Genomic DNA, 26,216 nt, shown 5'->3' on the forward strand with positions numbered 1-26,216 from the left:
TTATCACAAAAAGCTCTTGCTGATATTCCAATCAGCAAGAGCTTTTTGTGTTGCCTTCCCTTTTCCTGATGTCATGTCAATCTTACAGCTCGCCATCATCCTGTTAGAGTATTTCTCAACGTTTATAACAAAAAAAGCCGATATCCACAATGAATCGCGGATATCGGCAAAAATCGCTGCATCAATGCAGCTCATTATCGGAAAAAGAAAAACCTCAAATCCGGAGGAAACCCCGGCAAAATTACGCTTGAATGCTTTGAACCAATTCAACAACTTGTTCAGCCGTTTGCATATCCAGAGCTTTAGCAGCCAGTTCCTGCATATCCGCACGGGACAGCTTGGTGATCTGACTACGAGCTGGCAGAATGGAGGTTGCGCTCATGCTGAACTCATCCAATCCAAGACCAAGCAGCAATGGAATTGCTGTTTCGTCTCCTGCCATCTCACCACACATGCCAACCCATTTGCCTTCACGATGCGCTGCATCGATAACCATTTTAACCAAACGCAAAATGGCCGGGTTGTAAGGTTGATACAGATACGCCACTCGTTCGTTCATACGGTCAGCAGCCATCGTGTATTGAATCAGATCGTTCGTTCCGATACTGAAGAAATCCACTTCTTTTGCAAACTGATCCGCCAGAACTGCAGTCGAAGGAATTTCGACCATGATTCCGAGTTGAATGCTGTCAGAAACAGCAATACCTTCAGCAACCAGCTTTTCTTTCTCTTCGAGCAAGACAGCTTTTGCTTCACGGAATTCACCGAGTGTTGCGATCATTGGGAACATGACACGCAGGTTTCCATGTACGCTTGCACGCAGCAATGCACGCAATTGTGTACGGAAGATATCCAGACGGTCCAGACACAGACGAACTGCGCGGAAGCCGAGGAATGGATTCATTTCTTTTGGCAGATCCAGGTATGGAAGCTCTTTGTCTCCACCGATGTCCAGTGTACGAACAACGACAGGTTTGCCTTCCATTTTTTCCAGTACCGCTTTGTAAGCATTATACTGAATGTCTTCGGAAGGAAGCTTGTCTCTGCCCATGTACAAGAACTCGGTACGGTACAGGCCTACAGCCTCGCCGCCGTTCTCCAGAACACCTGTTACATCATTCGGTGTACCGATGTTGGCTGCAAGTTCAACATGAACGTTGTCCACCGTTACCGTTGGTTCATCACGAAGTTTTCTCCACTCTGCACGTTGTGCATCATACTGTTCCTGTTTGGCACGGTATTCAGCAATAACTTCATCAGTAGGGTTAACCAGGACGTGGCCATCCAGACCGTCAACAATAATCATATCGCCTTGTTTCGCTTGAGCCAAGATGTCCTTGGTTCCAACAACAGCCGGAATTTCAAGAGAGCGAGCCATAATCGCGGAGTGAGAAGTACGTCCACCAATGTTGGTTGCAAAACCTTTAACAAATTGACGGTTCAATTGAGCCGTGTCGGAAGGTGTTAGATCCTCCGCAAGCACGATCACTTCTTCATTGATCTCAGCTGGACTCATGAAGTCGATACCAAGCAAGTGATTTAGCACACGTTTGGTAACATCACGCATATCTGCAGCACGTTCCTGCAGGTAAGCACTCTTCATGTTCTCAAACATGGAGATAAATTGCGATGCTGTTTCGTTCAAAGCAAATTCTGCATTGATCATGTCATCCGCAATTCTAGCTTTAACCGGATCAATCAGTTCAGGGTCATTCAGAATGAGCAAATGCGAAGCAAAAATTTCAGCTTTTTTCTCGCCAAGCTCTTGTAAAGTACGCTCTTTGATCGCCTCAAGCTCAGCCTGGGATTTACCCAGAGCTGAGTCGAGTTTCGCGATCTCTGCGTCAACGTCGTTAATTTGGCGTTTTTCTACAGAGTAGTCAGGATGCTCCAAGATAAACGCCTTGGCGATAGCAATGCCCGCCGAAGCCGCGATCCCGGAGACATTAAGCATTAATTTCGCCCAACCCTTCGTTAACCATAACGTCAGTCAAAGCTTGAAGAGCTTCAGCTTCGCCTTCGCCTTCAACGATGATGCTGATGGTGTCGCCTTGTTCCAATCCGAGGGAAAGAACACCCAGAATAGATTTCAAAGTTACTTTTTTACCGTTAGCTTCTGCAAAGGATTCTGCACCTTTGAATTTGTTTGCTGTATTAACCAGGGCTGTCGCCGGACGTGCGTGGATACCATCTTCGTCTGTAATTCTGAATGTTTGTTGCATTACAATCATCTCACTTTCGGTAGTTTGGTTTAGGCATTGCATATATTTACACTTGCTTGCCATCGTCGTAACACTTCTTATTTTATCTCAATGATTGGCTGTTCGCCAACTTTCAGCACTCCACTCTTCTTCAGAGTTACCGTGGAGCCCTCTGGCAGGTTGGTGAAAATAACTGGAGAAATGATCGAAGGAGCGTTTGCTTTGACATACTCCAGATCCACTTCCATAATCGGCTGACCTGCCGATACCAGATCACCTTCCTGTACCAGTACGTTAAAGCCTTGACCTTTCAGCTTCACCGTATTAACACCTATATGAACAAGCACTTCCTTGCCACCATCGGACATGATGCCCACGGCATGTTTGCTTGGAAATACATTAAACACTTTACCATACACAGGAGAAGTTATCGTACCATCATGTGGCAAAATTGCGAACCCATCACCTGTCATTTTCTCAGCAAAGACCGGATCAGGTACGTTTGTAATGTCCAGCAATTCACCATTGACTGGCATGACGATATCCTCAGCAACAATGCGCTCGCCTTGCTCACCTTGTGCCTTTTCCTCTTCAGGAGTTGGTTTGGCAGCTGCTGGCGTTGGTGCTGGTGTTCGTCCTGCGATAATATCCTGCATCTGAGATTTGATCGTGTCGGAACGTGTTCCGAAGATGGCTTGAACATTATTACCCACTTCAAGGACACCAGATGCACCCAATTGTTTCAAACGATCTTTTTTCACATTGGATTTCTCATTAACTTCGATCCGCAAACGAGTAATACAAGCGTCCAGATGTTTGATATTTTCCTTGCCACCGAAAGCTTCGAGAATGTTATGTGGCAGGTCATCCGTTGAACCAGAGCCTCCGCCAGATTCGGTTTCAGGCGTTGCATCTTCACGTCCTGGTGTTTTGAGATTGAATTTGCGAATGATAAACCGGAAACCGAAGTAATAGATCACCGCAAGAACCAATCCGACAATAATAACGTCCCACCAAGGTGTACGGTTCGGAATAATCCCGAAGATCAGGAAGTCAATGAACCCACCGGAGAAGGTCATACCGATCTTTACACCCAGAATTTGCATGGTCATGAAAGACAAACCTGCAAAGATACAGTGTACTGCAAACAGGATTGGTGCTACAAACAGGAACGAGAACTCAAGTGGCTCTGTAATCCCTGTCAGGAACGAGGTCAGCGCAGCTGAACCCATGATCCCTGCAACATACTTTTTGTGCTCCGGTCTTGCTTCATGGTACATCGCAAGTGCCGCTGCTGGCAAACCGAACATCATGAACGGGAATTTACCAACTTGGAATGTTCCTGCTGTGAGAGCAACGCCATCACGTAACTGGCTGAAGAAAATCTTCTGATCCCCACGAATAACATCTCCGGCTTTATTCACATACTCACCAAACTCAAACCAGAATGGGGAGTAGAAAATGTGATGCAAACCGAACGGAATCAATGACCGTTCCACAACTCCAAAGATGAACGCCGACAAGGTCGGACTTGTATCTACCATGAAGTGAGATACAGCATTCAGTCCATTTTGAATCGGAGGCCAGATAATCACCAGAAGCAACCCGATTACAAGGGATACTACCGATGTGATAATCGGAACGAAACGTTTACCTGCAAAGAAACCGAGGTAAGACGGCAGTTCGATTTTGAAAAATCGATTGTAACACAGCGCGGCGGCAATACCTATGATAATACCTCCGAACACGCCTGTACTTAATGTTGGGATACCCAAGATGCTGGCATAACCCGGTACTTCACCGATCATTGCCGGAGTAACACCTACTGCAGATCCTAATGTAACATTCATGACCAGGTAACCGATGATCGCTGCAAGACCTGCAACGCCTTCGCCACCAGCCAATCCGACAGCTACGCCGACGGCGAACAGCAATGCCAGATTATCAAATACGATCTGACCTGCGTTCATCATAATTGTTGCGATCGAGTTCACCCAAGGGGTGTCGAGCGCCGTTACATATTGCAAGAAATCTGGATTAACCAGCATGTTACCAATTCCGAGCAGCAAACCTGCCGCAGGTAGAATGGCTACAGGCAGCATGAGAGCTTTACCTACTCTTTGCAATACACCAAAAAGCTTTTTGAACATCGCGTCGTTTCTCCCTTTCGTCTAATTTATATGTTGTGATGCAAGCAAGGGAACACAAAAAAGGCATGAATTAATAAAGTAAACTGTGCCAACCTTGGGGTATAGCATACCCTGTGCAAGGAAAGAACAATCACACTTTAATTAACTCATGCCTGATCGAGTCAGTAACACGTCGCTTATGTTTATTCAGTTGCTTGATTACGGAAACCATTGTAGCACCAGTTCTAATCTATTGCAAGCCTTTACACCAAAAAAATAAATTCCACATTCCATCACTGGAATGATCTCACTTATTCTCTTCTTCCTTCCGCTGATTCAGCCTTTGCAGATGAATGGTCAGATAACCTACCTCTGCAGGATAAACCGGCAGTTTCAGTCTTTTCTCCATTACTTTGGTCAGTTTCCATGCAAGCGAGTACATTTCGGGATACTCTAACTTAAGTAGGGAATCCAACTTATGAAGCTCTTCCACTTTGTCTCCACGGCGAACACGCTCAAGGGCAAAACGAAGATGCGTCAGCAAACGAGAGTAATCCAGCGATTCCGTTTCAAACGAATAATCGAGTTGATCAGACACCAGGTTCACCAAATCAGTGATCAATTGTGAATGCTCACGTACCTGGGATATATTTTGATTGGTCATTGCGCTATAGATATGGAGGGCAACAAAACCAATCTCATCCATCCCCAGATCTACACCCATTTTCTCTTTGATCAGACGAACAGCGTATTCTCCCATTCGATATTCTTCAGGATAAATCTCGCGGGTTTCATATAAAAATGGATTTTGTATGATAATGCCCTGCTCCTTGCGTTTTAACGCGAAAGAAATGTGATCGGTTAATGCAATATGGATATGTTCATTCAGAGGAACGTCCGTACGCTCTGCAATATACGTAATAACTTCGTTAATAATCTCGATCAGTGCTTCATCCACCTGTGGAAGAAGCTGTTTGTACTGCTCTTGCTCCTGCTGGTTTTTCAAAATGAACATTTTCTCCACAGCCATCAATGGAATGTGATCACTCGGTTTTCGGTTAAAGCCAATGCCTTTACCAATAACAACGACTTCCCCGTGTTCTGGATGCTGTGCAATGATTACATTATTATTTAGCGCTTTATCTACATGCAAGTTGCTCATTGTTTGCACCTCTTTTTCACACCATCTTAGGTGTGATTAAGTCACACCCTGTTACGAACGAAAAGACACCCGGAGCGGGCAAACCGCGCCGGACGTCTCGCTTAAAAAGTAACAAAAATTCGCCTTAAGGTCAATAGAGCAACCATGCAAGATTCGAAGTGCTTCTTACTCGTCAACTCCAGCTCTTTCCACAATCTTGTCGATTATAGAAGGAGTTGTAACAGCCTCGCTCTGTTGAATTGCAACTGGCGCAGGTGTTTTAGACTTCGTAAGGCCTTTAATCAGCTGCTCTACATCGATGCCGGATACACTTTTGAGCATCTCTGGAGCGGTCGCCATAAGTTCAGTAACATAGTTACTCACTCGTGCTGCACCTTCACCTTTACCTGTATCTACCACCGTCAGTTTATCAATGGATGCAATTGGCTCTGCAATTTTACCAGCCAGTTCAGGCAGCATTTTGACAATGATATCGAGTACAGCTGCTTCGCCAAACTTCTGGAACGCTTCGGCCAGTTTTTCTTTTGCTTCTGCTTCTGCAAGACCACGCAAACGAATAACTTCTGCATCTGCTGTACCTTTGGCAAGTTCCGCATCCGCCATGGCCTGACCTTCAAGTCGCTTCTGTTCAGCTGTTGCTTTGGCATGTGTTTCGATGGAATACTGTACTGCATCAGCTTCACGCATTCTTTTGGCTTTATCCGCTTCGGCAGCCTGCTCTACCGCATAACGATCCGCTTCTGCCTTTTTCTTCACTTCAGCATCGTATTGTTTCTCACGTACGACGATTTCTTTTTCCTGGAGGTCAATCTCACGTTCTTTACGAACGAGTTCAACCTTCATTTCTTCCTCCACCACGGTCTGTCTCGCGCGCGCTTCATGGATATGGTAAGCCTGGTCGGCTTCCGCTTTGGCTGTATCCTGATCCCGCTTAAACGTGGCTACTTTCAGTTCTTTCTCTTTGGCTGCCTCAGCGATATTGGTATCACGCAGCAACTCTGCTTTTTGACCCTGCTCTTCTGCATTGGCCTTCTGAATACGTGCATCACGCATCGCTTCCGCTTCAGCTATCTCAGCATCTCGCTTCACTGCCGCAATTCTCGGTTTACCGAGAGCATCCAGGTAGCCCTGTTTATCACGAACATCCTTGATGGTAAATGAGACAATTTGAAGGCCCATTTTCTTCAGATCTCTAGCTGCTACGCCTTGAACCTCTTGCGCAAACCGATCCCGGTTCCGATATACTTCTTCCACCGTCATTGTACCGAGGATGGCCCGCAAATGTCCCTCCAGAACCTCCTGTGCTTCGCTTCTCAGCGCTTCTACAGGTTTACCGATGAATTGCTCAGCTGCCGTAGCAACGTCCTCTACAGCGCCCCCTACCTTGATAATAGCGACACCGTCAGCGATAACCGGAACACCCTGTTCCGTGTACACTTCAGGTGTGGAGACATCCAGCTTATGGGATAACAAGGAGATAAATTCGGATTGCTGGAATATCGGCAGGATAAATGCACCGCCACCACGAACAATTTTAATTTTCCGTCCAGAATCATCATCGGAGATATTTTTGCTACCCAGGAATGATCCCGTAACGATCATCGCCTCATCCGGTCCAACCGTTTTGTATCTCGCCCAGAAAGCCAAACCTAAAATTAGAATGACACCGACTACAACTATAGGAATCAGCAATACATCCCAATTCAAATTCAAATTATCCATTCCACATCTCTCCCCTTATTCATTCATGATGAGTGCTTAAACTACTTAGGTGATAAGAATACTTTATAAATCTTTAAGTACATTTTCATCCCATTCCGACACACGCAGTACACCATCTACAACATCCACTACGACAACACGGGCTCCCGCCGCAATGGGGAGGTGTTCAAAACTGGATGCCGTTTGAATCGTACTGCCGGAAGCAAAACGAATCATCACTTCGCCAAAACCTTTTTCCGGCACCGGAATGGTGATTTCCCCAATTTTCCCAGATAACTCTTTCATTGAAAACGCAATCGAGACATCGCTGTTACGCATCGGTTTGATATATGCGAAGAATACCAGCATGGCTGCAGCAATACCTATAAGCAGGGATAATATTAGACCCGACATCGCACTTAATGAACTATAACGTGTTAACATAATGCCTGCCCCACCGAAGGTTGTAATGGAACCAGCTAACACAACGGGTTTGAAAAAATCAAGACCTGGCATTTCGAAGGCTCCGTCCAGCAAGCCGTCAATCAAGTCACCAAGCACAAGGCTGACAACCGCAAATATTGCTCCTCCGATCAGACACCCCCAATAAATTGTCTCCATCCCCTGTTCCTCCTCTCTCTGCCGCAAATTCATCCTAACTGGGCATTCCACATGTAAATAAATACGTAGCTAACATCAAAATGTTTCAAAATCTTTCCTCAAATGTATTCTGAACCCGATAATGGGTATTATCACGACATTCTGTTCTTCTTGCTTCATGTTCCTCCATCATTCACGTGTACAGCCCGAATACATGAAAAAACCGCAAGGCCCCCATGAAGGAGACTTGCGGTTTATTGGACAACAGGATGTGTCCGTTCACTTGTCAGTGATTATAGAATTACAGAGAAGCCGTGTAGATGGATACAACATCTTCCCGTTGCAGTTTCTTGAAATTACCGAATGGGCCAAACAGCATCGCTTTGTCTGCCATTACGTCGATCTGGCTATCATCGATATCGTAATCAGCCAAACGGTTAGGTGCACCAATGGATGTCCAGAATTTGCTGAGCGCATCGATACCTTCTTCGGCAATCTGTCTGTCCGACTTGCCTTCAGGGTTCACTTCGAATACATTAATTGCCAGACGTTTGAATCGATCCACATTCACGTCCAGGTTATGTTTCATCCAGTGTGGGAACAAGATTGCAAGTCCACCGCCGTGTGGGATATCATACACTGCGGAAACCGCATGTTCAATATTATGTGTTGCCCAATCTCCTGCGAGACCCATATTCAGCACGCCATTCAGTGCCATTGTTCCGCAATACAGAATTGTTTCGCGCAGTTCAAAGTTCTCCAGGTCTTCAACCAGACGTGGCGCTGCTTCCATGACAGTACGCAGAATCGTCTCACAGAAGCCGAGTTGAACCGGTGTATTGGCATCCAGATGGAAGTAATGCTCCAATACGTGGGACATCATATCCACCATGCCGTATACCGTTTGGTCCAGCGGAACAGTGTATGTATTCACCGGATCCAGGATAGAGAATGCAGGGAATGAGTATGCGCTACCCCAGCCCAATTTTTCTTGTGTATCCTGATTCGTAATAACCGAACCGGAGTTCATCTCCGAACCAGTTGCCGCCATGGTCAATACGGTACCGAGTGGAAGAGCGTCCTGTGCAACGGCTTTGCGCTGAGCAAAATCCCACATATCGCCATCATATTTGGCACCTACAGCAATAGCTTTGGAGCAGTCCAGTACACTGCCGCCACCTACAGCGAGGATCAGGTCGATGTTATTTGTTTTACAGAGGTCTACCCCTTTATGCACCGTAGAAAGACGTGGGTTAGGTTCCACACCTGCCAGTTCAGTCACTTCTGCTCCAGCTTCCTTAAGCAAACCGATCACTTGATCGTACAGACCACTGCGTTTGATACTGCCGCCACCATATACAAGCAGAACCCGTTTACCGTATTTCGGCACTTCTGTCTTTAATGCTTCCAGTTGTCCTTTGCCGAAAATCAGCCGGGTTGGATTATAGAATTGGAAAGATCTCATATCTATTGTCGCCTCCAATGGAGTTTAGTATTTTTGTGCAACTCCAATTATAGTACCCTGTTTATAGAAAAACAAATCGATAGTCGCTCACTTTATAACAACCCGTTAATCTCCAAATGAGCTCGAAACATCTCGCTAGATGAAGGCAAATTTTCAGCATCCACCCATGTTTCTGTGGCCCATAATCCAGCCTGTTTGAATGCCCGCGGACAATGGATAAAACACTCTTCCACATCTACAATGACAGCCGCACCTATGGTTTTACCACTCCAGCCCATACTGGCGATGAATTCCTCATCCTTGGTAATGGATGCTGTGCCATTAATACGCAGCACTTCATTCATACCCGGAATCAAAAAGAGCATACCAATACCAGGGTTCGACAACATGTTCAACAACGAGTCTATCCGCCGATTGCCTGGGCGTTCGGGATAAACGAGCCGATATGTATCATAGACTTTCACAAATCCTGCTCCATCACCCCGAGGTGACACATCACTTTTTCCATCACGATCGGAGGTGGAGAGGAAAAATAATGGTGACATGGATATAAAGTTCTGAACATGTGAATCCACAAATGAAATTGCCTTGTTACGCACATGTTCATGCGGTTCACCCACCATGCCTTGCAGTTCCTCAGCATCTGTAATCAACGGAATATTCAATGCCTTCTTTTCCAATTGTTCGTCCCCGTTTCTTCATTGAGTTATGTATTCAATGGCTTTCCACCATTATACATGCGGGAACTGACATCTTCCATTTCTGAGAACGAATATGAGTGCCGTCATTCAAATACCGCGCCCCCATGTCCCCTCGGGTCACCTATTGGAGATTCAGTATTGTTAATATCATCTAACAGTTGTACTGTAACCAAAAGAACTTCAAAATTCTTAATATAAATATAAGGAGGTTATTGGATTGAAAAAAGCAAGCATCTTCGTCTTTGCTCTGCTAATGTTCCTCGTACCCTGGGGACAGATGGTTATGTATGCTGAGCCGAATAAAGAAAAAGACTTCATAACGAGCGCTAATGCTCATGGAATCACAATAAACGACTATGTGGGCACTTCGAAAGATGTCATTATTCCCGAAACCATTGGCGGTCAACCAGTTACTTCTATTGGTGAAAAAGCATTTTACAGCGATCATTTGACTTCTGTAGTTATTCCGCATACCGTCTTCACTATTGGAGAAAGGGCATTTGAAATCAATCAACTGACTTCTATCGTCATTCCAGAGACTGTCACGACTATTGGAGACTTGGCATTTGCATACAACCGGCTGACCTCTGTCGTCATTCCGGACAGTGTATCCACAATTGGGAACTCCACATTCACTAACAACCAACTGGCCTCTGTCGTTATTCCCGAAACTGTTATGTCGATCGGAAATAGTGCATTTACAAACAATAAACTGACTACTGTCGTTATCCCAGAGAATGTCTCAACTATTGGATACTGGGCGTTTGCATCTAACCAGCTGACTTCCATTGTTATTCCAAATCGTGTCTCTTCCATTGGACATGCTACATTTATGGACAATCAACTCACTTCTGTCGTCATTCCGGATAGTGTCTCCTCTATTGGGGCGATGGCATTTGCGGACAATCGGTTGGCGTCTGTCTTCATTCCAGCTAGTGTCTTGTCAATTGGTTTCTTAGCGTTTGATGGTAACTCATCCCTTATTATTACGGGTTTTGATCCTTCAGAGGCTCAAAACTTCGCTAACTTTTATAGCATTCCCTTTCAAAAATTGAATATGGTCGTCTCCTTCGACTCCAATGGAGGGACCCCGGTTGCGGTCACTCAAGCCACTTATGGGCAAACCATTGTACCTCCCACTCAGCCTACCAAGGACGAGTTTTTGTTTGAAGGCTGGTACATAGATTCGGTATACTCCCTTCCCTGGGATTTTGCCAGAGATACCGTGACTGGGGACATCACGCTATACGCCAAGTGGACGAGTTCAGTGACAACTGCGTCCAAAGATACGAATAAGGACGATCCCATTTCAACTTTGACCGTCTCTTTTGATTCTCAAGGCGGAAGCCCCGTTTCCTCTACTATTACTAGGAATAATCAAGCAATAGCGCCTCCCACTCAGCCCAGCAAGAGCGGGTTTTCATTTGATGGATGGTACATAGATTCGGCATTATCTCTTCCCTGGAATTTTGACCGAGATACTGTAAGTCGGGACATAACACTATATGCCAAATGGGTAAAGACTGATAGCTCTGAAAACCATGGTGGCAGTCCTTCTTTCTGGACAAGTAGCTCTATTACTGACGCATCATCCCAGGAACCTGATACAGGAACGGAACTTAAAACCGAACCTAAACTTAAAGTTGAACCTAAACCTAAAGAACCAACAACACCTTTGACCCCAGTTGTGTTCAGTGATATTTCAATCCATTGGGCACGCTTGATGATTGAAAGTATCGCTGCACGTGGACTGATAGAGGGATATCCCGATGCCACATTCAGGCCTAATCAGCCAATCTTGCGTAAACACATGGCTGGTATAATCAACGGAGCGTTTGAGCTACCAATAATCCGAAAGGCTACTCCCTTTGAAGATGTAGAGCCGACACATCCCTACTTTGATGCTATATCTCGACTACAGGAGGTTGGCCTTATTGATGGATTCCATATTTCGAACGGCTTAAATGATTTCTTCCATCCGGATGCTGTACTTACACGTGCTGAGGCAGCAAAAATTCTGGTACTCGCGCTGGACCTGCCGCTGATCCAAACGAGTTCTTTTGAGGATGTGCCCTCCTCCCACTGGGCTCACGACTACATAGCCACACTGGCCGAGACTCGAATGGTTGTGGGATATCACGGACAGTTCAGGCCGGATGACTCCCTAACCCGAGCCGAGCTGGCTGCCCTGATCTATCGTTCAATTCCAACAGAACAAACGACTGGCTCACAACTCCGTTAAAAATCATATTCAAAAAAACACCAGCCCTTGTATTATGGGCTGGTGTTCATCGTTCTACCTGTCTATTCAGTGTATCCCATGCTGCTCACAAAACGACGGAAAGCCTGGCGTCCTGCTTCATCATATTTGTAGACCCCTGCATGTTCCAGAATCTCGGCGAATTTCAAGCCGACTTCCTGCTGTACAATGGCAACGGCTTGTTCTTTGTCCAGGTTAGGACCAAACCGTTCAATCAATTCTTCCGCCCAGCCCAGATGTTTGTTCAACACATGATCAGAAGCTTTGGCGGCTTCAGCAAGTTTGGCATCTCCAGCGAGAATATCCGCGATACTGTCGAGTTCTTCTTTCAAACGACCTGGCAGGATGGCAAGCCCCATCACTTCGATCAGACCAATGTTTTCTTTCTTCAGATGGTGCATTTCACGGTGCGGATGGAAAATGCCTTCTGGATGCACATCATTCGTACGATTGTTACGTAATACAAGATCCATCTCATAACCACCATCTGCACTGCGACGAACGATTGGTGTTACCGTATTGTGTGGTACTTGTTCCCCGTCCACTTCACTGAATGCTTCGATATCCACAGCAGAATCACTGTAGACCTTCCACGCTTCATATACGGCGTTACCCGCTTCAAGCAACTCTGCAGGATCGTGTGAAGCCAGACGCATTACGGACATTGGCCATTTCACGAGACTCAATGTAAGTCCAGGTGCATCCGCATGGCGGAAGACCGCCTCTGGCTGTGCATTTTGAATAGCGAATGTATGACGTCCACCCTGGAAATGGTCATGTGTCAGAATCGACCCACCTACAATCGGCAGATCCGCGTTAGATCCGATAAAGTAGTGTGGGTACTCCCCGACAAAGGCAAGCAGTCTGCGCAGTGTATCTTTGGTTAATTTCATCGGCACATGATCATGATGGAAAATGATGCAGTGCTCGTTATAGTACACATACGGCGAGTATTGGAACAACCAAGGCTCGTTGTTAAGCTCCAACGGAATAACTCTCAGATTCTGGCGGGCCGGGTGATTCACCCGACCAGCGTAACCTACATTTTCACGACACAGTTGGCATTTTGGATATACCGGAGGCGGAAGCAATTTCGCCATGGCAATTTCCTTTGGACTTTTCTCCGGTTTTGACAGGTTGATAGTAATCTCCATGTCTCCATAGGCCGTGTCCTGTGTCCAGTAGACGTTCTTCGAGATCCGATCCATCCGAATGTAGTTGGAGTTAATCGACAAGTCATAGAATTGAGATGTGGCCGCCTCAATGCCTTCCGTCTGCTCCGTGTGGCGGAATGTGCGTACCACTTCAGATGGGCGTGCCATCAAATGGCCCATGATTTTGGCATCCAGCAAATCACGGAATGTATCGCTATTTTCAGGAATGAGTCCAATAGTGAATCCATAATCGATCAACGTATCCAGCATCGCCTGTGGGCCATCGGGCACTGTCGTGTCCAACGCTCCGGCATAAGGCTCTGAGAATCCGAATTGTTCCAGCAAGAGGTTGCGGCTGTAATCCCAATCCGCTTCCTCGATTAATTGTTTCTGCAAGGCAAATGCAACCAGACGTTCAATGGCATGCAGTGCTTCCTGCTGCTCCGGTGTCCGCTCTGTGGCACCTGCTGCAATATGAGTCTGTGACATAAGGTGTTCGCCTCCTAGTTTTTTCCGTAGCCGTCAGGACGTGATTGGTGCCATCTCCAAGCGCTTTGAATGACATCTTCCAGATTGGTCCATTTTGGATTCCAACCCAGGACAGATCTTGCTTTTGCAGATGAAGCTACCAGCACAGCCGGATCACCTGCACGACGTGGCTCCTGTACAACCGGGATATCCAGGCCAGTCACTTTTTTAGCTGTTTCGATCACTTGTTTTACCGAGAATCCTGTACCGTTACCCAGGTTGAACACATTGCTGTTCTCACCTTTGCGAAGATAATCTACTGCACGCAGATGTGCATCAGCCAAGTCGCTCACGTGGATATAGTCACGGATACATGTGCCATCTTCTGTTGCATAGTCGTCACCAAACACGGCGATGTGCGGGCGTTGTTTCAATGCTGTTTGCAGTACAAGTGGAATCAAGTGACTCTCTGGTTGGTGATCTTCACCAATTTTGCCGCTGTCATGAGCACCGGCTGCATTGAAGTAACGTAAGGAAACGTATTTGATATCCTGAACTTTATCGAACCATGACATCATGCGCTCCATCATCAGCTTTGTTTCGCCGTATACGTTGGTTGGTTCTGTACGATCACTCTCTTCGATTGGCACTTTCTCAGGCTCACCGTAGGTAGCTGCTGTAGAGGAGAAGACGATGCGGCGTACGTTCGCTGCATTCATCGCTTCCAACAGACAGAGTGTACCAAACACGTTGTTGTCATAATATTTAACCGGGTCTTTCATACTCTCGCCTACGAGTGAGTTGGCTGCAAAGTGAATGACTGCATCGATTGAATTCTCAGCGAACAGCTTCGCCAGAATTTCTTTGTCACGCAGATCCCCTTCATACAACTTACCGCCGAGCAACGCTTCACGATGCCCTGTCTGCAAGTTATCCAGTACAACAACCTCTTCCCCACGTTCCAACAATGCTGCTACCGTATGAGATCCAATATACCCTGCTCCACCTGTCACCAAAATTGCCATTTTACTTCGCCTCCTTCAATTCTTTAACACCATCACCTACACCGCATACATAGAAATCACCTTTGAGACGGGTACGCGCTTCATATGCAGCGCCCACTTCACTTACAAAACGCTCGACATCATTCTCATGCACAAGTGATACGGTACAACCGCCAAATCCTGCGCCAGTCATCCGAGCACCAAGCGTGCCTGGAATCCGCTGAGCTTCTTCAACCATAACGTCCAGCTCATCACAGCTTACTTCGTACAAGTCACGAAGCGATTCATGAGAAGCGTTCATCAGCTTACCGAAGGTTTCCAGATCGTTACCCTGCAATGCTTCGACTGATGCGAGCACACGAGCGTTCTCTTCCACAACATGTTGTGCACGCTGTCTTACTTTCTCATCCTTGATCTGATCCTGTAGTGTTAAGAACTGCTCCGGCGTCAATTGAGCCAGGTAATTCAGTGCAGGCAGCTGTTCCTTCAAGATGGCAAGTGCCTGCTCGCATTGGGAGCGACGTTCATTGTAGGCCGAATCCACCAGACCGCGGCGTTTGTTCGTGTTACCGATGACCAATTTGTAGGAGCCTGTACGGAAAGGAACCTTTTCGTATTCCAGTGTGTCACACATCAGCAGGATCGCGTGATCCTGAGCACCGTTTGCGACAGCGAACTGATCCATGATTCCACAGTTGACGCCTACGAACTCATTTTCCGCTTTCTGGGACAAAAGCGCCAGTTGAACCGTATCAATATCCGATACACCCTCCAGAGACTGAATCGCAAATCCGGTGAGTACCTCCAGAGATGCAGATGATGAAAGTCCTGCCCCGTTCGGAATCTCCCCGTGGTACAAGAAGTCGTAGCCTTTTGTTACATTCACGCCTTTGCCCTGCAATTCAACCATGACACCAACAGGATAGTCGGTCCATTCTCCGGTTTTTTCCTTACCGATGGAGGAAGTGTCTAGTACCCCTTCATAAGACATGTTCGTGGAAGCCAGTTGCAACTTGTTGTCCTCACGCTCACGAATGATCAATGTTGTTCCGAATTCAAGTGCTGCCGGAAGCACGTAGCCACCGTTATAATCAATGTGCTCACCGATCAGATTCACACGCCCAGGGGCATGAAATACACGGATGTCCGCTTCACTCTCTCCGTACTTCTCAATAAACTTTTGTTTCAATTCAGTTACGTTCACTGCTGGTGCACCTCGCCTCGTTGTTGTGGTTTTCTTAATGTTATTATATAAGAAAGCGGTGCCTCTTGTAATGCAACCATGTGTGTTTCATATGGATAAATGTGACCTTAAGGCGTATAATGATCGGAGCATCCCGGAAAGAAGGAAACGACCATGTCAGATCAATCCAACCCCAAGAAAGAATCCCTTGCATCTTCTAACGAAAAAATACAGGAATCACCTTCCGGTAAAAGCGGAGCACTCAGTTATTCGGTTGCCTCCAATCCGGTCTATTATGAACAAGGCGCACTGCATGTCCTGTTTGCCGGAGCAAGCCAGACCCTTCCGGGTCACGCCCTCGGTCCTAAATTGTTTGATTATTATCTGCTGCATTATGTAGAAAAAGGGGCGGGTACGTTCCGTACCGAACTGCACACCTACGAGTTATCCGCAGGTGATTGTTTCCTCATTCATCCCGGGCAACTGGTGAGCTACCAATCCCATGCCCGCAACCCATGGCAATACCGCTGGATCGCCTTCACAGGCAGCCAGGCTGCCCAGCATGCCGAGGAGGCTGGATTCCGCCCGGAGAAGTCCGTTTTTCATGCTGGACCATCCTGTGGAATATCCGATTGGCTATCCGTGATGCAGGATGCTTTTGCGGAGCGCAAAGAAAGCTCCCATTTCACATCACTGGGTACGTTATATATGATTCTAGCCGAAGCACAGAATCACCTTTCGCAGGGTCAAACCTTAATTCCCGGTGAATCCTCCATCCGACGTACGGTGAAACAGATGATTCAATATATGTCTACCCAATATGCCTACCCTGTCTCCATCGAACAAATGTCTGCGAGTCTTGGATACAACCGCGCGTATTTATCCCGTATTTTCAAACAGGAAACTGGACTTTCCCCAGTCACCTATCTGCTAAAACTACGGATCGACAAGTCGCGCCAACTCCTGAGAGAACGCCCGGATCTGTCCATCGAACAGGTATCTGCATCGGTTGGACTGCCAGACGCACTATATTTCTCCAAACAGTTCAAACGATTTCACGGTGAAGCGCCTAGCTTGTATCGAGAGAAAATACTGTCCCGTCCACTACATCAGGGGTTACAGCAGAATGCTCAACAAATCAAACGGTGAGCAACACAACGGACGGAACACGTACGACAAAAAAAGGTGCATTCCGCCATTATGGCTAAGATGCACCTTTTACACTTTATTTATTTGTCGTCAGGCTCTGGAGACAGGATGGATTCAATCCGTTCCAATTCCTCTGTAGAGAAATCCAATTGGCTGAGTGCAGCCACATTCTCTTCAATCTGGGAAGGACGACTTGCGCCAATAAGCGCGGAAGTTACCCTGCCATTACGCAGCACCCATGAGAGTGAAAATTGGGCCAAACTCTGACCACGGGCTGCTGCAATCTGGTTCAGCGCACGCACTTTGCGGAGCGTCTCTGGAGAGATGTTGTTTTCATTCAGGAATACCGACGGTCCTTTGGCACGTGAGTCTTCCGGGATACCATTCAAGTATTTGTTCGTGAGCACACCTTGTGCCAATGGACAGAATGCAATACTGCCTGTTCCATACTCATCCAGCACGTCCTGCAAACCATCTTCAATCCAGCGGTCCAGCAGCGAGTATTTCGGTTGATGGATTAACAGGGGCGTACCCAGACCTTTCAGAATTTCGGCAGCCTGTCTCGTCTGCTCTGCGGGATAGTTGGAGATCCCTACATAAAGGGCTTTGCCTGAGCGAACAATATGATCCAGTGCCATCATCGTTTCTTCCAAAGGTGTTTCGGGATCATAACGATGTGAATAGAAAATATCCACATAATCCAGGCCCATACGCTTCAAGCTCTGATTCAGACTGGATACCAGATTTTTGCGTGAACCCCACTCGCCATACGGTCCGGGCCACATATAATACCCCGCTTTGGTGGAGATCACCAGTTCATCACGATAAGGTTTCAGATCCTGGGCCAGTACCTGTCCAAATAACTGCTCTGCCGAACCTGCCGGTGGGCCATAGTTGTTGGCAAGGTCAAAATGTGTAATGCCCAGATCAAATGATCGGGTAATCATATTACGGCCATTCTCAGCGTTATTAATACCGCCAAAATTATGCCACAGCCCCAGTGAAATCGCTGGCAGTTTCAAACCTGAACGTCCAACGCGGTTATATTTCATCGTTTCATAGCGAGTATCGCTTGCTACGTAGACCATTATGAATCCCTTCTTTCCCCAGGTTCCGCCTCTTGTATCCAGTCTATACCGGAGAATGCGGTTATTCAGTCCATACGTTCAACCAAGAAGCTGGTCCACATTATTCATTACCTCGCCAATCGGCTCTGTAATCAGCAAATCAGCCCTGCGGTCGTAAGCGGTAGGTGTAGCGTTGAGCAGAACGGTATGTTTTCCCTGAAAATACGTAATTAACTGGGCCGCCGGATATACCGTCAGTGACGTGCCTCCCACGAGTAACAGATCTGCAGAAGACAGTGCATCAATGGAACGATACAAAGTCGTCTGATCCAGCTCCTCTTCGTACAACACCACATCCGGTTTGATCACACCACCACATGTGGTACAGCGAGGCACGGTATATTGGGACTGTATAATATCATTCAGCGTATAAAACTGCTTGCAATCCATGCAGGCATTACGATGAATTGAGCCGTGAAGTTCAAAAACATTGCTGCTACCTGCCTTCTGATGTAGTCCGTCGATATTTTGCGTGATCACTGCCTGAAGTTTTCCCGCCTGCTCCAGACGGGCCAATAGTCGATGGCACCCATTCGGTTCCGCATCTGGATGAAGCATTTTACCTCGATAAAAATCATAAAAAATATCGGCATGTTGATCAAAAAAATGCCGGCTTAATAACTCTTCCGGTGGATAAGGCGAATGCTGCTCCGTCTGATACAGACCCGCAGCCGAGCGGAAGTCGGGAATCCCGCTTTCCGTTGAAGTCCCGGCCCCTCCGAAAAAAACAATCCGGGAGCTTTCCTGAATCCATGCAGCCAGTTGTTCTGTTGCGTTCATCCTCTCTCCTCCTTTTATATCGTTCAACCAAGCCAGGGTGACTTATAAAATCACGCTTATCTCATTATAATGACGAATAATGGCATGGGCATCAACCAGGTGAGATCCTTGATCTAACTGCGGACCGTAACCGAGCGTATAGGATACCTCTGCGTGCCGCCCCATCTGCATATCCCCATTGCTGTCTCCAATTACAACTGCCTCCGCAGGATCGATATGTAATTCACGGCAAGCCAAGAGTGCTGCTTCTCCATCCGGTTTGCCCTGGGTCACCCGATCACAGCCCACAATGGATATGAAAAAGGAACGAATCCCCATCCAATCCAGATGTGTTTCTGCTGCCGCTGTACTATCTGAAGTGACGACCGCCAGTGGTATGTCTGCTGCCCTGCATTTCTGCAAGAAATCCAGCAATCCTGACATTGGTTCAGCGGATTTGCGCTCTCTTACCGATCTCATGGCTACACTTGAAAATTTGCGTATCGTTGTGATCGCTTCATTCCATGGTATGCCTGCTGCATATAGTTGCCCGGCAAGCAATCCCGTGCACTCATCCACAGTCGCAATGGCCAGCGGGCCTTGCGGATCATAGCCGACAATGTGACCTTCTGCATTATGAATGGTGCCTAAGACGTGCTCCCGTTCAACCGTAAATGAAGCTCCAAGCTCATTCATACGTGCTTGTAACTGACTCAGCAACGTCTCTGCCCACGGCCCCCATAGCTGAAGGAATTCCAGCAGTGTTCCATCTTTATCGAACAGGATCCCTTTACATGGGATCTGCACTCCATTCACTTGAAGCATGGTCATCCATATCACCTCCATTAAGTTATGCTATAAATGCATTCAACCCTTAATGCAGAATAATCAAAATCTACTTGATGGTACTTAACCAAGCCAGTACCGTCTTGACCGTCTGATTCAGCTGTTCTTCTCCACTCACTTCCGCCTCGCCATCTCCTTTTTGATGACCATAATCACCGAACTGGGCGTGGTTACCACCTTCAATGGTGTAATATACCGTGTCTTCTGGAAGATACATTCGTCCACTCTGATACTTCGTAGCATTCACGACCTCATCTTTAGTACCCAGAATAGATAAAGCAGGTATTCCAAGTGACTTTGCGCTTCCTTTTTCATCCGGGTAAGATGCCAAGAAGAAGATCCCGTGAAGTGCATCTGGATGTGCGGCTACATAACGTGCAGCCATGGCCCCGCCGAGAGAGTGTCCACCCATAACAAATTGTTCTTCTGGATATGCGGCCAGAATCTCATCTGCCAAGTTTGGCTTAAGCACTGCCAGGTTAACTGGCATCTTGGCAATAATCGTGTGATGACCCGCAGCAGCCAGCTCATGCGCAAGTGGTGCATAACTTTCCGGTTTTACCAGTCCACCAGGATAGAAAAGTACACTTTTCCCCGTCGGTTTGTCTGGCACAAAATCAATCCAGTTCTCTTGTTCACTCACCGTCACCGGATTGGCTGTTTCCATAGCCGTTTGGGCTGTTTCCTGTGGACCGTATGGTGTGAATAATTTCCACGCAACAAATCCACATCCAATGACAATGAGCGCCAGAAGTACGAGCAGGAATTTCCCGATGCCCCTCTTCTTGCGCCCTGTATTATACCGATTTCTCAACGTTAATCACCTTTCTTCACTTCCGCAGGTGCCGCGGCTCACAGAATTGGGAGCCTTTGTTTATCAGGCTCCCCTTCTACGAATTGAAAAATATTATTCAGCCTTGGCCTTGCGGTAAGCATCCATATATTGTTCCGCTTTGCGACGGACATGACTCAGGTCACCCGTCTTCACAGCTTCCGATGTCAAGTCGGAACCAATCCCTACAGCCACTGCTCCACCCTTGATCCAATCCCCCAGATTAGACAAGGATACCCCGCCAGTTGGCATGAAATTCGCCTGCGGCATAGGGCCCTTCATCGTTTTGATAATCGAAGGATCATACAGGTTACCCGGGAACAACTTCACAATGTCCACGCCGAGTTCCAATGCGCGTTGAACGTCAGCAATCGTCATCACACCAGGCAGAATCGGAATTCGATACAGGTTGCAGATCTGAACCGTATCCGGGTTCAGGGAAGGTCCGACTACAAACTCGGCACCAGACATGATAGCCGCTCTTGCCGTTTGCGGTTCAAGCACCGTTCCCGCACCAATAATCGCGAATTTCTCTGGATCTTGTGTGTTCCAATGGTATACACGGCTTAATTTTTCAATGGCTTTGAGTGCACTGGGTACTGTCATCGTAATCTCGATAACTTTAATGCCACCCGCAATCGCTTGCTCGGCCATGGCAATGACTTGATCAGCAGAATCTGCACGCAGAACTGCCACAACCCCATTGTCCGTAATCTTTTGCAATAGCTGAAGCTTCTTCATTTCATTCTCTCCCTTGTCAATGTGGTGGTTGTGTATACAAGCCTTACATTTAAGAACGAAGATGAGCCATATATGATTTCAGCAGCGACTAACGCTCAACATGAGCAACGTTGTTCAGCTTGGCCTCGACCTGCCCCCACGTCGGGAGCGCCTCCCAATCGCCAATAGCCTGTATAACCATGGAACCGGTCAAATTGCCGAGACGGGTTGCTTCCTGCGGGGAGTATCCTTTTAATAAACCCGATAAAAATCCCGCACAGAATCCGTCTCCTGCTCCTACCGTATCCAGAACATTATCCGCCTTAAAGTACGGAACTTCAGTTAGGGTACCATTCGCCAATACGTAGGTCAAATCAGGGCCACCCTTCACGATGCACACAGCATTCATGGCAGATAAACGCTCAAGTACTTTTTGATCATTTTCTTCGTTATATAGAAGTTTCATCTCGTCCAGACCCGGTAAAAAGTAGTCCGCCAGTTCAGCTAAACGCAGTATAACCGGACGGGCCTCATCCGCAGACCATAGTTTGAGACGCAGATTTGGATCAAAGCTTACTTTCACACCTGCCTGTTTGGCAATATGTATGGCAGCCTCTACCGTAGCAAGTCCGGACGGGCTTATCGCTGCCGTTATACCCGTAACGTGCAATATCTTCGCCCCGGCAATATAATCAGGATCCAGATCATCAGGTGTGATCGCACTTGCAGCAGATAACTTCCTATAATAATGCACCGAGGCTTTCCCGGAAGCGTTCTCACGAATCATCAAACCAGTGGGCTCGTGATCACTCAACCTTACCCGGGATACATCTACGCCTTCACCGCGAATGGCTTTCAGAATCATACTGCCGATCGGATCATTGCCCAAACGTCCAAACCAACCACTGGTATGCCCCAGGCGGGATACGCCAATAGCCAGATTGCTCTCAGCACCCCCGAAAGACTTGTCCAGTGAGGCTGCATATTCCAGCCCTCTTGTATCCTTGGCAGTCAGCAAACCCATACTCTCCCCAAACGTAATAATTTCCGGGCTTGGATAGGGACTCGTTGACATGATTTCTTCCCTCCTTATAGTTACATTCCCTCATCTTCTTTTTCTATTGTCATCCTCTATGCAACCGTTGTCAATCCCGTTGCGTTCATTTTGTTGTCACAGCTTTGATAAAAGATAACGCTTACTAATGTGAATTAAATCACAATAGATAATGAACATCCATATTACCCTTATTACAGATGCAAATGACCTTGCAAACAGGGTCTATAAGGGGGCTACACCATGAAAAATCAGACACTGATCCGGGATGATCAGGAATCTTTCTTTTACAATCTGCGCTTTATGCTTATCGTCTGTGTCCTAGCTGGTAATGCACTTGAACCACTCATTACACGTTTTGCAGGTGCAGAAGCTCTGTTCCTGTGGATATATACGTTTCACATGCCACTCTTTGTATGGGTAACCGGGTATTTTGCGACACACTCACTCCAAGGTGCATCTGGACGAAACGTCCTGAAGCAGATTGCACTACAGTATGTACTGTTTCAGTCCTTATACGCATTGATGGACTTTACCGTATTCCACACACCCCATATGCGGCTATCCTTCTTTGCACCTTACTTGCTGTTATGGTTTCTCGCGAGTCATTTCTGTTGGCGACTGTTGCTTCGTCTGACGATTTCCTGGAAACCGATATATCGGCTGATTGTATCGATTGCGCTCGGTGTAATTGCCGGGTATTTGCCCATCGACGGGTTCTGGCTCAGCTTCAGCCGTACGTTTGTATTTCTGCCGTTTTTTGTCATCGGTTATGACTATGGAGCAACTATCCGTTCACGTTTATTATCCGGTTGGGGGCGAAAAACCGCAGCCATCCTCTCTGCAGCACTGTTGGTATGGATTGGGTATGGGGGGTTAAATATTTCATCCGGATGGTTACTCGGCAGCATGACGTACGCCGAATTGGGTCACCACGAATGGTATGCCGGCATCTTCCGGGTGGGTGTCTACTTGCTGGAAATCGCATCTGCAGCACTGTTCTTGGCTTGGGTACCTTCCTTGACTTCCAGACTGACGGACCTTGGACGACGCACACTCTATGTGTTCCTGCTGCATGGGTTTCTCGTTCGTCTCGCAATCTGGTCCGGAGTCTACAGTTATATGGGAAGCTCGGCGTATATTCCAGTCATACTTGTCATTGCCATACTCTTCGCAGTCACACTGGCTCTGCCGGCTGTACGTCACACGTTCCAACCCTTAATTGAACCGGATATATCCCGATTTTCTTTCAATCGACATGAGGTGTTTAAACGGTCGGCCTAATGCTCTGACGGATCTCTTCACCATCGATTCTATCCTAGTGAATTGTTTCAGGCTGGAAATAAGGTGGTAAATTAGGGATACGCGCTACAAAAAACAACTTATCGTTGTAAGGAGTGATTTGTAATGGCACGTCAACCGACGTCAGAACACAAGATGAGCCGTGAGGAAGCTGGCAGATTAGGTGGCAAAGCGACTTCCAAGAACCATGATCGAAGCTTCTACCAGATGATTGGAAAAAAGGGTGGCGAAGCGACTTCAGATGCCCATGATACTGACTTTTACAAGCAGATTGGTCGCAAGGGCGGAGAAGCAACCTCCGAAACTCATAATAAGGAATTCTATCGTGAGATTGGACGCAAAGGCGGAAGCAACTAATGAATTCCGCTCGCCACATCGAAACATGATCATAGCTTTCCCGCAAATCAAGAAGTCTAATTCCATGAAAATGGTTTGAGGCTTCTTTCTATTGTTTGTAGAAATATGACGACGGTTGTGATAGACTCAATAGAAAAACCGGGTGTTCACGGGTTTAAAGCAGCAAAGAATTTCACAAACTACGGGGAGCTCGACACCGGCATGCCGGTCCTTTTTTTTAGAGTACGGATGAAATTAAACGACAGATGCACTGCCATTTACTTTTCCATTCATGTTGCTCAATATTATATATTTGGGGGGAATACACCATGTCAGCCAAGAAGATGCGTTCCGATATGATCAAAAAAGGTTTTGACCGTGCACCACACCGGAGTTTGCTCCGCGCAGCGGGCGTTAAAGAAGAGGATTTCGGCAAGCCGTTTATTGCCGTATGTAACTCATACATCGATATCGTGCCCGGCCACGTCCACCTTCAGGAATTCGGTAAAATTGTAAAGGATGCTATTCGTGAAGCCGGTGGCGTTCCATTCGAATTCAACACCATCGGAGTAGATGATGGTATTGCCATGGGACACATTGGTATGCGTTACTCGCTGCCAAGCCGTGACATTATCGCGGATTCCGTGGAAACCGTTGTATCTGCACACTGGTTCGACGGCATGGTATGTATCCCGAACTGTGACAAAATCACACCAGGCATGATGATGGGTGCACTTCGTGTAAACATCCCTACCCTGTTCGTAAGTGGTGGACCAATGAAAGCTGGTCGTGACAGCAATGGTAAAGCTCTTTCCCTGACATCCGTATTTGAAGGTGTAGGTGCTTACCAAGCAGGTAAAATCGATGACAAGAGCTTGCTTGAACTTGAACAGTTCGGCTGTCCAACATGTGGATCATGTTCCGGTATGTTTACGGCAAACTCCATGAACTGTCTGGCAGAAGCGATGGGACTGGCTATGCCAGGTAACGGAACCATCCTTGCCGTTGCTCCTGAGCGTCGTGAGTTTGTTAAACAATCCGCTACCCAATTGATGGAACTCATCAAAATGGACTTAAAACCACGTGATATCGTAACTGTAGAAGCGATCGATAATGCGTTTGCACTGGATATGGCGATGGGTGGATCTACGAATACAGTACTGCACACGTTGGCACTGGCTCATGAAGCAGGTATCGAGTATCCAATCGAACGTATTAATGAAGTAGCGAACCGCGTTCCACATCTGGCGAAACTTGCACCTGCTTCCGATCTTCACATCGAAGACGTTCATAATGCAGGCGGAGTAAGCGCAGTGCTGAACGAATTGCTCAAGAAACCAGGCGCAATTCATGGTGACTGCATTACAGTAACAGGTAAAACAATCCGTGAGAACGTTGAAGGAAAAGAAATTCAGGATACAAATGTCATTCACCACCTGGATAACCCGCATTCCGAAAAAGGCGGCCTGGCTGTATTGTTTGGTAACCTTGCACCACAAGGCGCTATCATCAAAGTTGGTGCAGTTGATGCTTCGGTTGGCGGATACCATAAAGGTCCTGCCATCTGCTTTGACTCCCAGGAGCAAGCGCTCGAAGGTATTGCTAACGGCAAAGTAAAAGAAGGACATGTTGTTGTTATCCGTTATGAAGGACCAAAAGGCGGACCAGGTATGCCTGAGATGCTGGCTCCTACTTCCCAGATCGTAGGTATGGGATTGGGTGCCAAAGTTGGTCTGATCACCGATGGACGCTTCTCTGGAGCATCCCGCGGAATCAGTATCGGACATATCTCTCCGGAAGCAGCTGAGGGTGGTCCAATCGCCTTTGTTGAAGAAGGAGACATCATCGAGCTGGATCTGAACAACCGTATCATCGAATTGCACATCAGTGACGAAGAGTTTGAACGTCGTCGCGCAGGTTGGAAAGGCTTTGAACCGAAAGTAAAAACCGGTTACTTGGCTCGTTATTCCAAACTGGTTACCAATGCAAGCAACGGTGGCGTACTGAGTATCTAATTCACTAATAAATAAAGGGTTGCTCTTCTGCCAAATCTGGCGAAGGGC

22 protein-coding genes and 1 pseudogene are annotated in these 26,216 nt (G+C 47.0%); 5 read left to right on the forward strand and 18 right to left on the reverse strand.

What is annotated here, in order from left to right; genetic code table 11:
- Positions 1-3: 3 nt before the first annotated feature.
- From MHI48_RS23600 to MHI48_RS23640, 9 genes are all read right to left on the reverse strand, one after another.
- Positions 4-270 (reverse strand): hypothetical protein, encoded by a 267-nt coding sequence (locus MHI48_RS23600; RefSeq protein WP_143781477.1) that lies wholly within the window; start codon positions 268-270, stop codon positions 4-6.
- Positions 242-1,954 (reverse strand): phosphoenolpyruvate--protein phosphotransferase, encoded by a 1,713-nt coding sequence (ptsP, locus tag MHI48_RS23605; protein WP_047844045.1) that lies wholly within the window; start codon positions 1,952-1,954, stop codon positions 242-244. The genes MHI48_RS23600 and ptsP overlap by 29 nt, the downstream gene beginning before the upstream one ends.
- Positions 1,947-2,222 (reverse strand): HPr family phosphocarrier protein, encoded by a 276-nt coding sequence (locus tag MHI48_RS23610; protein WP_036617010.1) that lies wholly within the window; start codon positions 2,220-2,222, stop codon positions 1,947-1,949. Before MHI48_RS23610 ends, ptsP begins: the two co-directional genes overlap by 8 nt.
- A gap of 77 nt (positions 2,223-2,299) precedes the next feature.
- Positions 2,300-4,351 carry a glucose-specific PTS transporter subunit IIBC gene (gene ptsG / locus MHI48_RS23615; protein ID WP_036617007.1) on the reverse strand — a complete coding sequence of 684 codons (2,052 nt, stop codon included), beginning with the start codon at positions 4,349-4,351 and terminating at the stop codon, positions 2,300-2,302.
- 286 nt (positions 4,352-4,637) lie between these two features.
- A complete protein-coding gene (glcT, locus tag MHI48_RS23620) occupies positions 4,638-5,492 on the reverse strand; it encodes a glucose PTS transporter transcription antiterminator GlcT (protein ID WP_036617005.1) in 855 nt (284 codons plus the stop codon).
- Positions 5,493-5,657: 165 nt separating this feature from the next.
- Complete coding sequence (locus tag MHI48_RS23625) at positions 5,658-7,214, reverse strand: flotillin family protein (protein WP_036617002.1); 1,557 nt, start codon at positions 7,212-7,214, stop codon at positions 5,658-5,660.
- Between the two features lie 63 nt (positions 7,215-7,277).
- Positions 7,278-7,814, reverse strand: coding sequence for a hypothetical protein (locus tag MHI48_RS23630; RefSeq protein WP_017686844.1), 537 nt, complete (start codon positions 7,812-7,814; stop codon positions 7,278-7,280).
- A gap of 280 nt (positions 7,815-8,094) precedes the next feature.
- Positions 8,095-9,258 carry an iron-containing alcohol dehydrogenase gene (locus tag MHI48_RS23635; RefSeq protein ID WP_036616999.1) on the reverse strand — a complete coding sequence of 388 codons (1,164 nt, stop codon included), beginning with the start codon at positions 9,256-9,258 and terminating at the stop codon, positions 8,095-8,097.
- Positions 9,259-9,350: 92 nt separating this feature from the next.
- Positions 9,351-9,938, reverse strand: coding sequence for an MSMEG_1061 family FMN-dependent PPOX-type flavoprotein (locus MHI48_RS23640; protein WP_235193972.1), 588 nt, complete (start codon positions 9,936-9,938; stop codon positions 9,351-9,353).
- Positions 9,939-10,176: 238 nt separating this feature from the next.
- Between MHI48_RS23640 and MHI48_RS23645 the strand changes: the two genes are divergently transcribed.
- Positions 10,177-12,201 carry a leucine-rich repeat protein gene (locus tag MHI48_RS23645; RefSeq protein ID WP_405141989.1) on the forward strand — a complete coding sequence of 675 codons (2,025 nt, stop codon included), beginning with the start codon at positions 10,177-10,179 and terminating at the stop codon, positions 12,199-12,201.
- Positions 12,202-12,263: 62 nt separating this feature from the next.
- Here the strand turns inward: MHI48_RS23645 and MHI48_RS23650 are convergent, their stop codons facing one another.
- The 3 genes from MHI48_RS23650 to MHI48_RS23660 are packed head-to-tail and all read right to left on the reverse strand — an operon-like array spanning position 12,264 to position 16,049.
- Positions 12,264-13,862, reverse strand: a complete 1,599-nt coding sequence (locus MHI48_RS23650) for a UDP-glucose--hexose-1-phosphate uridylyltransferase (protein ID WP_076329161.1) — start codon at positions 13,860-13,862, stop codon at positions 12,264-12,266.
- 14 nt (positions 13,863-13,876) lie between these two features.
- Positions 13,877-14,866 carry a UDP-glucose 4-epimerase GalE gene (gene galE, locus MHI48_RS23655; RefSeq protein ID WP_076329162.1) on the reverse strand — a complete coding sequence of 330 codons (990 nt, stop codon included), beginning with the start codon at positions 14,864-14,866 and terminating at the stop codon, positions 13,877-13,879.
- Position 14,867: 1 nt separating this feature from the next.
- Positions 14,868-16,049, reverse strand: a complete 1,182-nt coding sequence (locus tag MHI48_RS23660) for a galactokinase (RefSeq protein WP_076329163.1) — start codon at positions 16,047-16,049, stop codon at positions 14,868-14,870.
- Positions 16,050-16,202: 153 nt separating this feature from the next.
- Here MHI48_RS23660 and MHI48_RS23665 point away from each other — a divergent pair, with 153 nt between their 5' ends.
- Positions 16,203-17,177, forward strand: a complete 975-nt coding sequence (locus MHI48_RS23665) for an AraC family ligand binding domain-containing protein (protein ID WP_245838414.1) — start codon at positions 16,203-16,205, stop codon at positions 17,175-17,177.
- Between the two features lie 80 nt (positions 17,178-17,257).
- Here the strand turns inward: MHI48_RS23665 and mgrA are convergent, their stop codons facing one another.
- The 6 genes from mgrA to MHI48_RS23695 all read right to left on the reverse strand — a co-directional run bounded on the left by mgrA (position 17,258) and on the right by MHI48_RS23695 (position 22,536).
- Positions 17,258-18,265 carry an L-glyceraldehyde 3-phosphate reductase gene (gene mgrA, locus MHI48_RS23670; RefSeq protein ID WP_036616991.1) on the reverse strand — a complete coding sequence of 336 codons (1,008 nt, stop codon included), beginning with the start codon at positions 18,263-18,265 and terminating at the stop codon, positions 17,258-17,260.
- A 78-nt stretch (positions 18,266-18,343) separates the two neighbouring features.
- Positions 18,344-19,084 carry an NAD-dependent protein deacylase gene (locus MHI48_RS23675; RefSeq protein ID WP_076329164.1) on the reverse strand — a complete coding sequence of 247 codons (741 nt, stop codon included), beginning with the start codon at positions 19,082-19,084 and terminating at the stop codon, positions 18,344-18,346.
- Positions 19,085-19,126: 42 nt separating this feature from the next.
- Complete coding sequence (locus tag MHI48_RS23680; RefSeq protein WP_076329165.1) at positions 19,127-19,894, reverse strand: HAD family hydrolase; 768 nt, start codon at positions 19,892-19,894, stop codon at positions 19,127-19,129.
- Between the two features lie 64 nt (positions 19,895-19,958).
- The gene (locus MHI48_RS23685) at positions 19,959-20,723 is read right to left on the reverse strand and encodes an alpha/beta fold hydrolase (protein ID WP_076329166.1); all 765 of its coding nucleotides are present in this window, start codon (positions 20,721-20,723) and stop codon (positions 19,959-19,961) included.
- A gap of 93 nt (positions 20,724-20,816) precedes the next feature.
- Positions 20,817-21,482: a bifunctional 2-keto-4-hydroxyglutarate aldolase/2-keto-3-deoxy-6-phosphogluconate aldolase gene (locus tag MHI48_RS23690; RefSeq protein ID WP_017686833.1), complete on the reverse strand. Its 666-nt coding sequence runs from the start codon at positions 21,480-21,482 to the stop codon at positions 20,817-20,819.
- Positions 21,483-21,570: 88 nt separating this feature from the next.
- Positions 21,571-22,536 carry a sugar kinase gene (locus MHI48_RS23695; RefSeq protein ID WP_076329167.1) on the reverse strand — a complete coding sequence of 322 codons (966 nt, stop codon included), beginning with the start codon at positions 22,534-22,536 and terminating at the stop codon, positions 21,571-21,573.
- A 222-nt stretch (positions 22,537-22,758) separates the two neighbouring features.
- On the opposite strand from MHI48_RS23695, the gene MHI48_RS23700 reads away from it, so the two are divergent.
- From MHI48_RS23700 to ilvD, 3 genes and pseudogenes are all read left to right on the forward strand, one after another.
- Positions 22,759-23,799 carry an acyltransferase family protein gene (locus tag MHI48_RS23700; RefSeq protein ID WP_076329168.1) on the forward strand — a complete coding sequence of 347 codons (1,041 nt, stop codon included), beginning with the start codon at positions 22,759-22,761 and terminating at the stop codon, positions 23,797-23,799.
- Between the two features lie 123 nt (positions 23,800-23,922).
- A pseudogene (locus MHI48_RS23705) lies at positions 23,923-24,165 on the forward strand (KGG domain-containing protein); the annotation flags it as partial.
- 317 nt (positions 24,166-24,482) lie between these two features.
- Entirely contained in the window at positions 24,483-26,168 is a 1,686-nt protein-coding gene (gene ilvD, locus MHI48_RS23710; protein ID WP_036616973.1) for a dihydroxy-acid dehydratase, read from the forward strand.
- Positions 26,169-26,216: the final 48 nt, after the last annotated feature.

The organism is Paenibacillus sp. FSL H7-0942, assembly GCF_045040715.1.
GTDB classification, from domain to species: Bacteria; Bacillota; Bacilli; order Paenibacillales; family Paenibacillaceae; genus Paenibacillus; species Paenibacillus amylolyticus.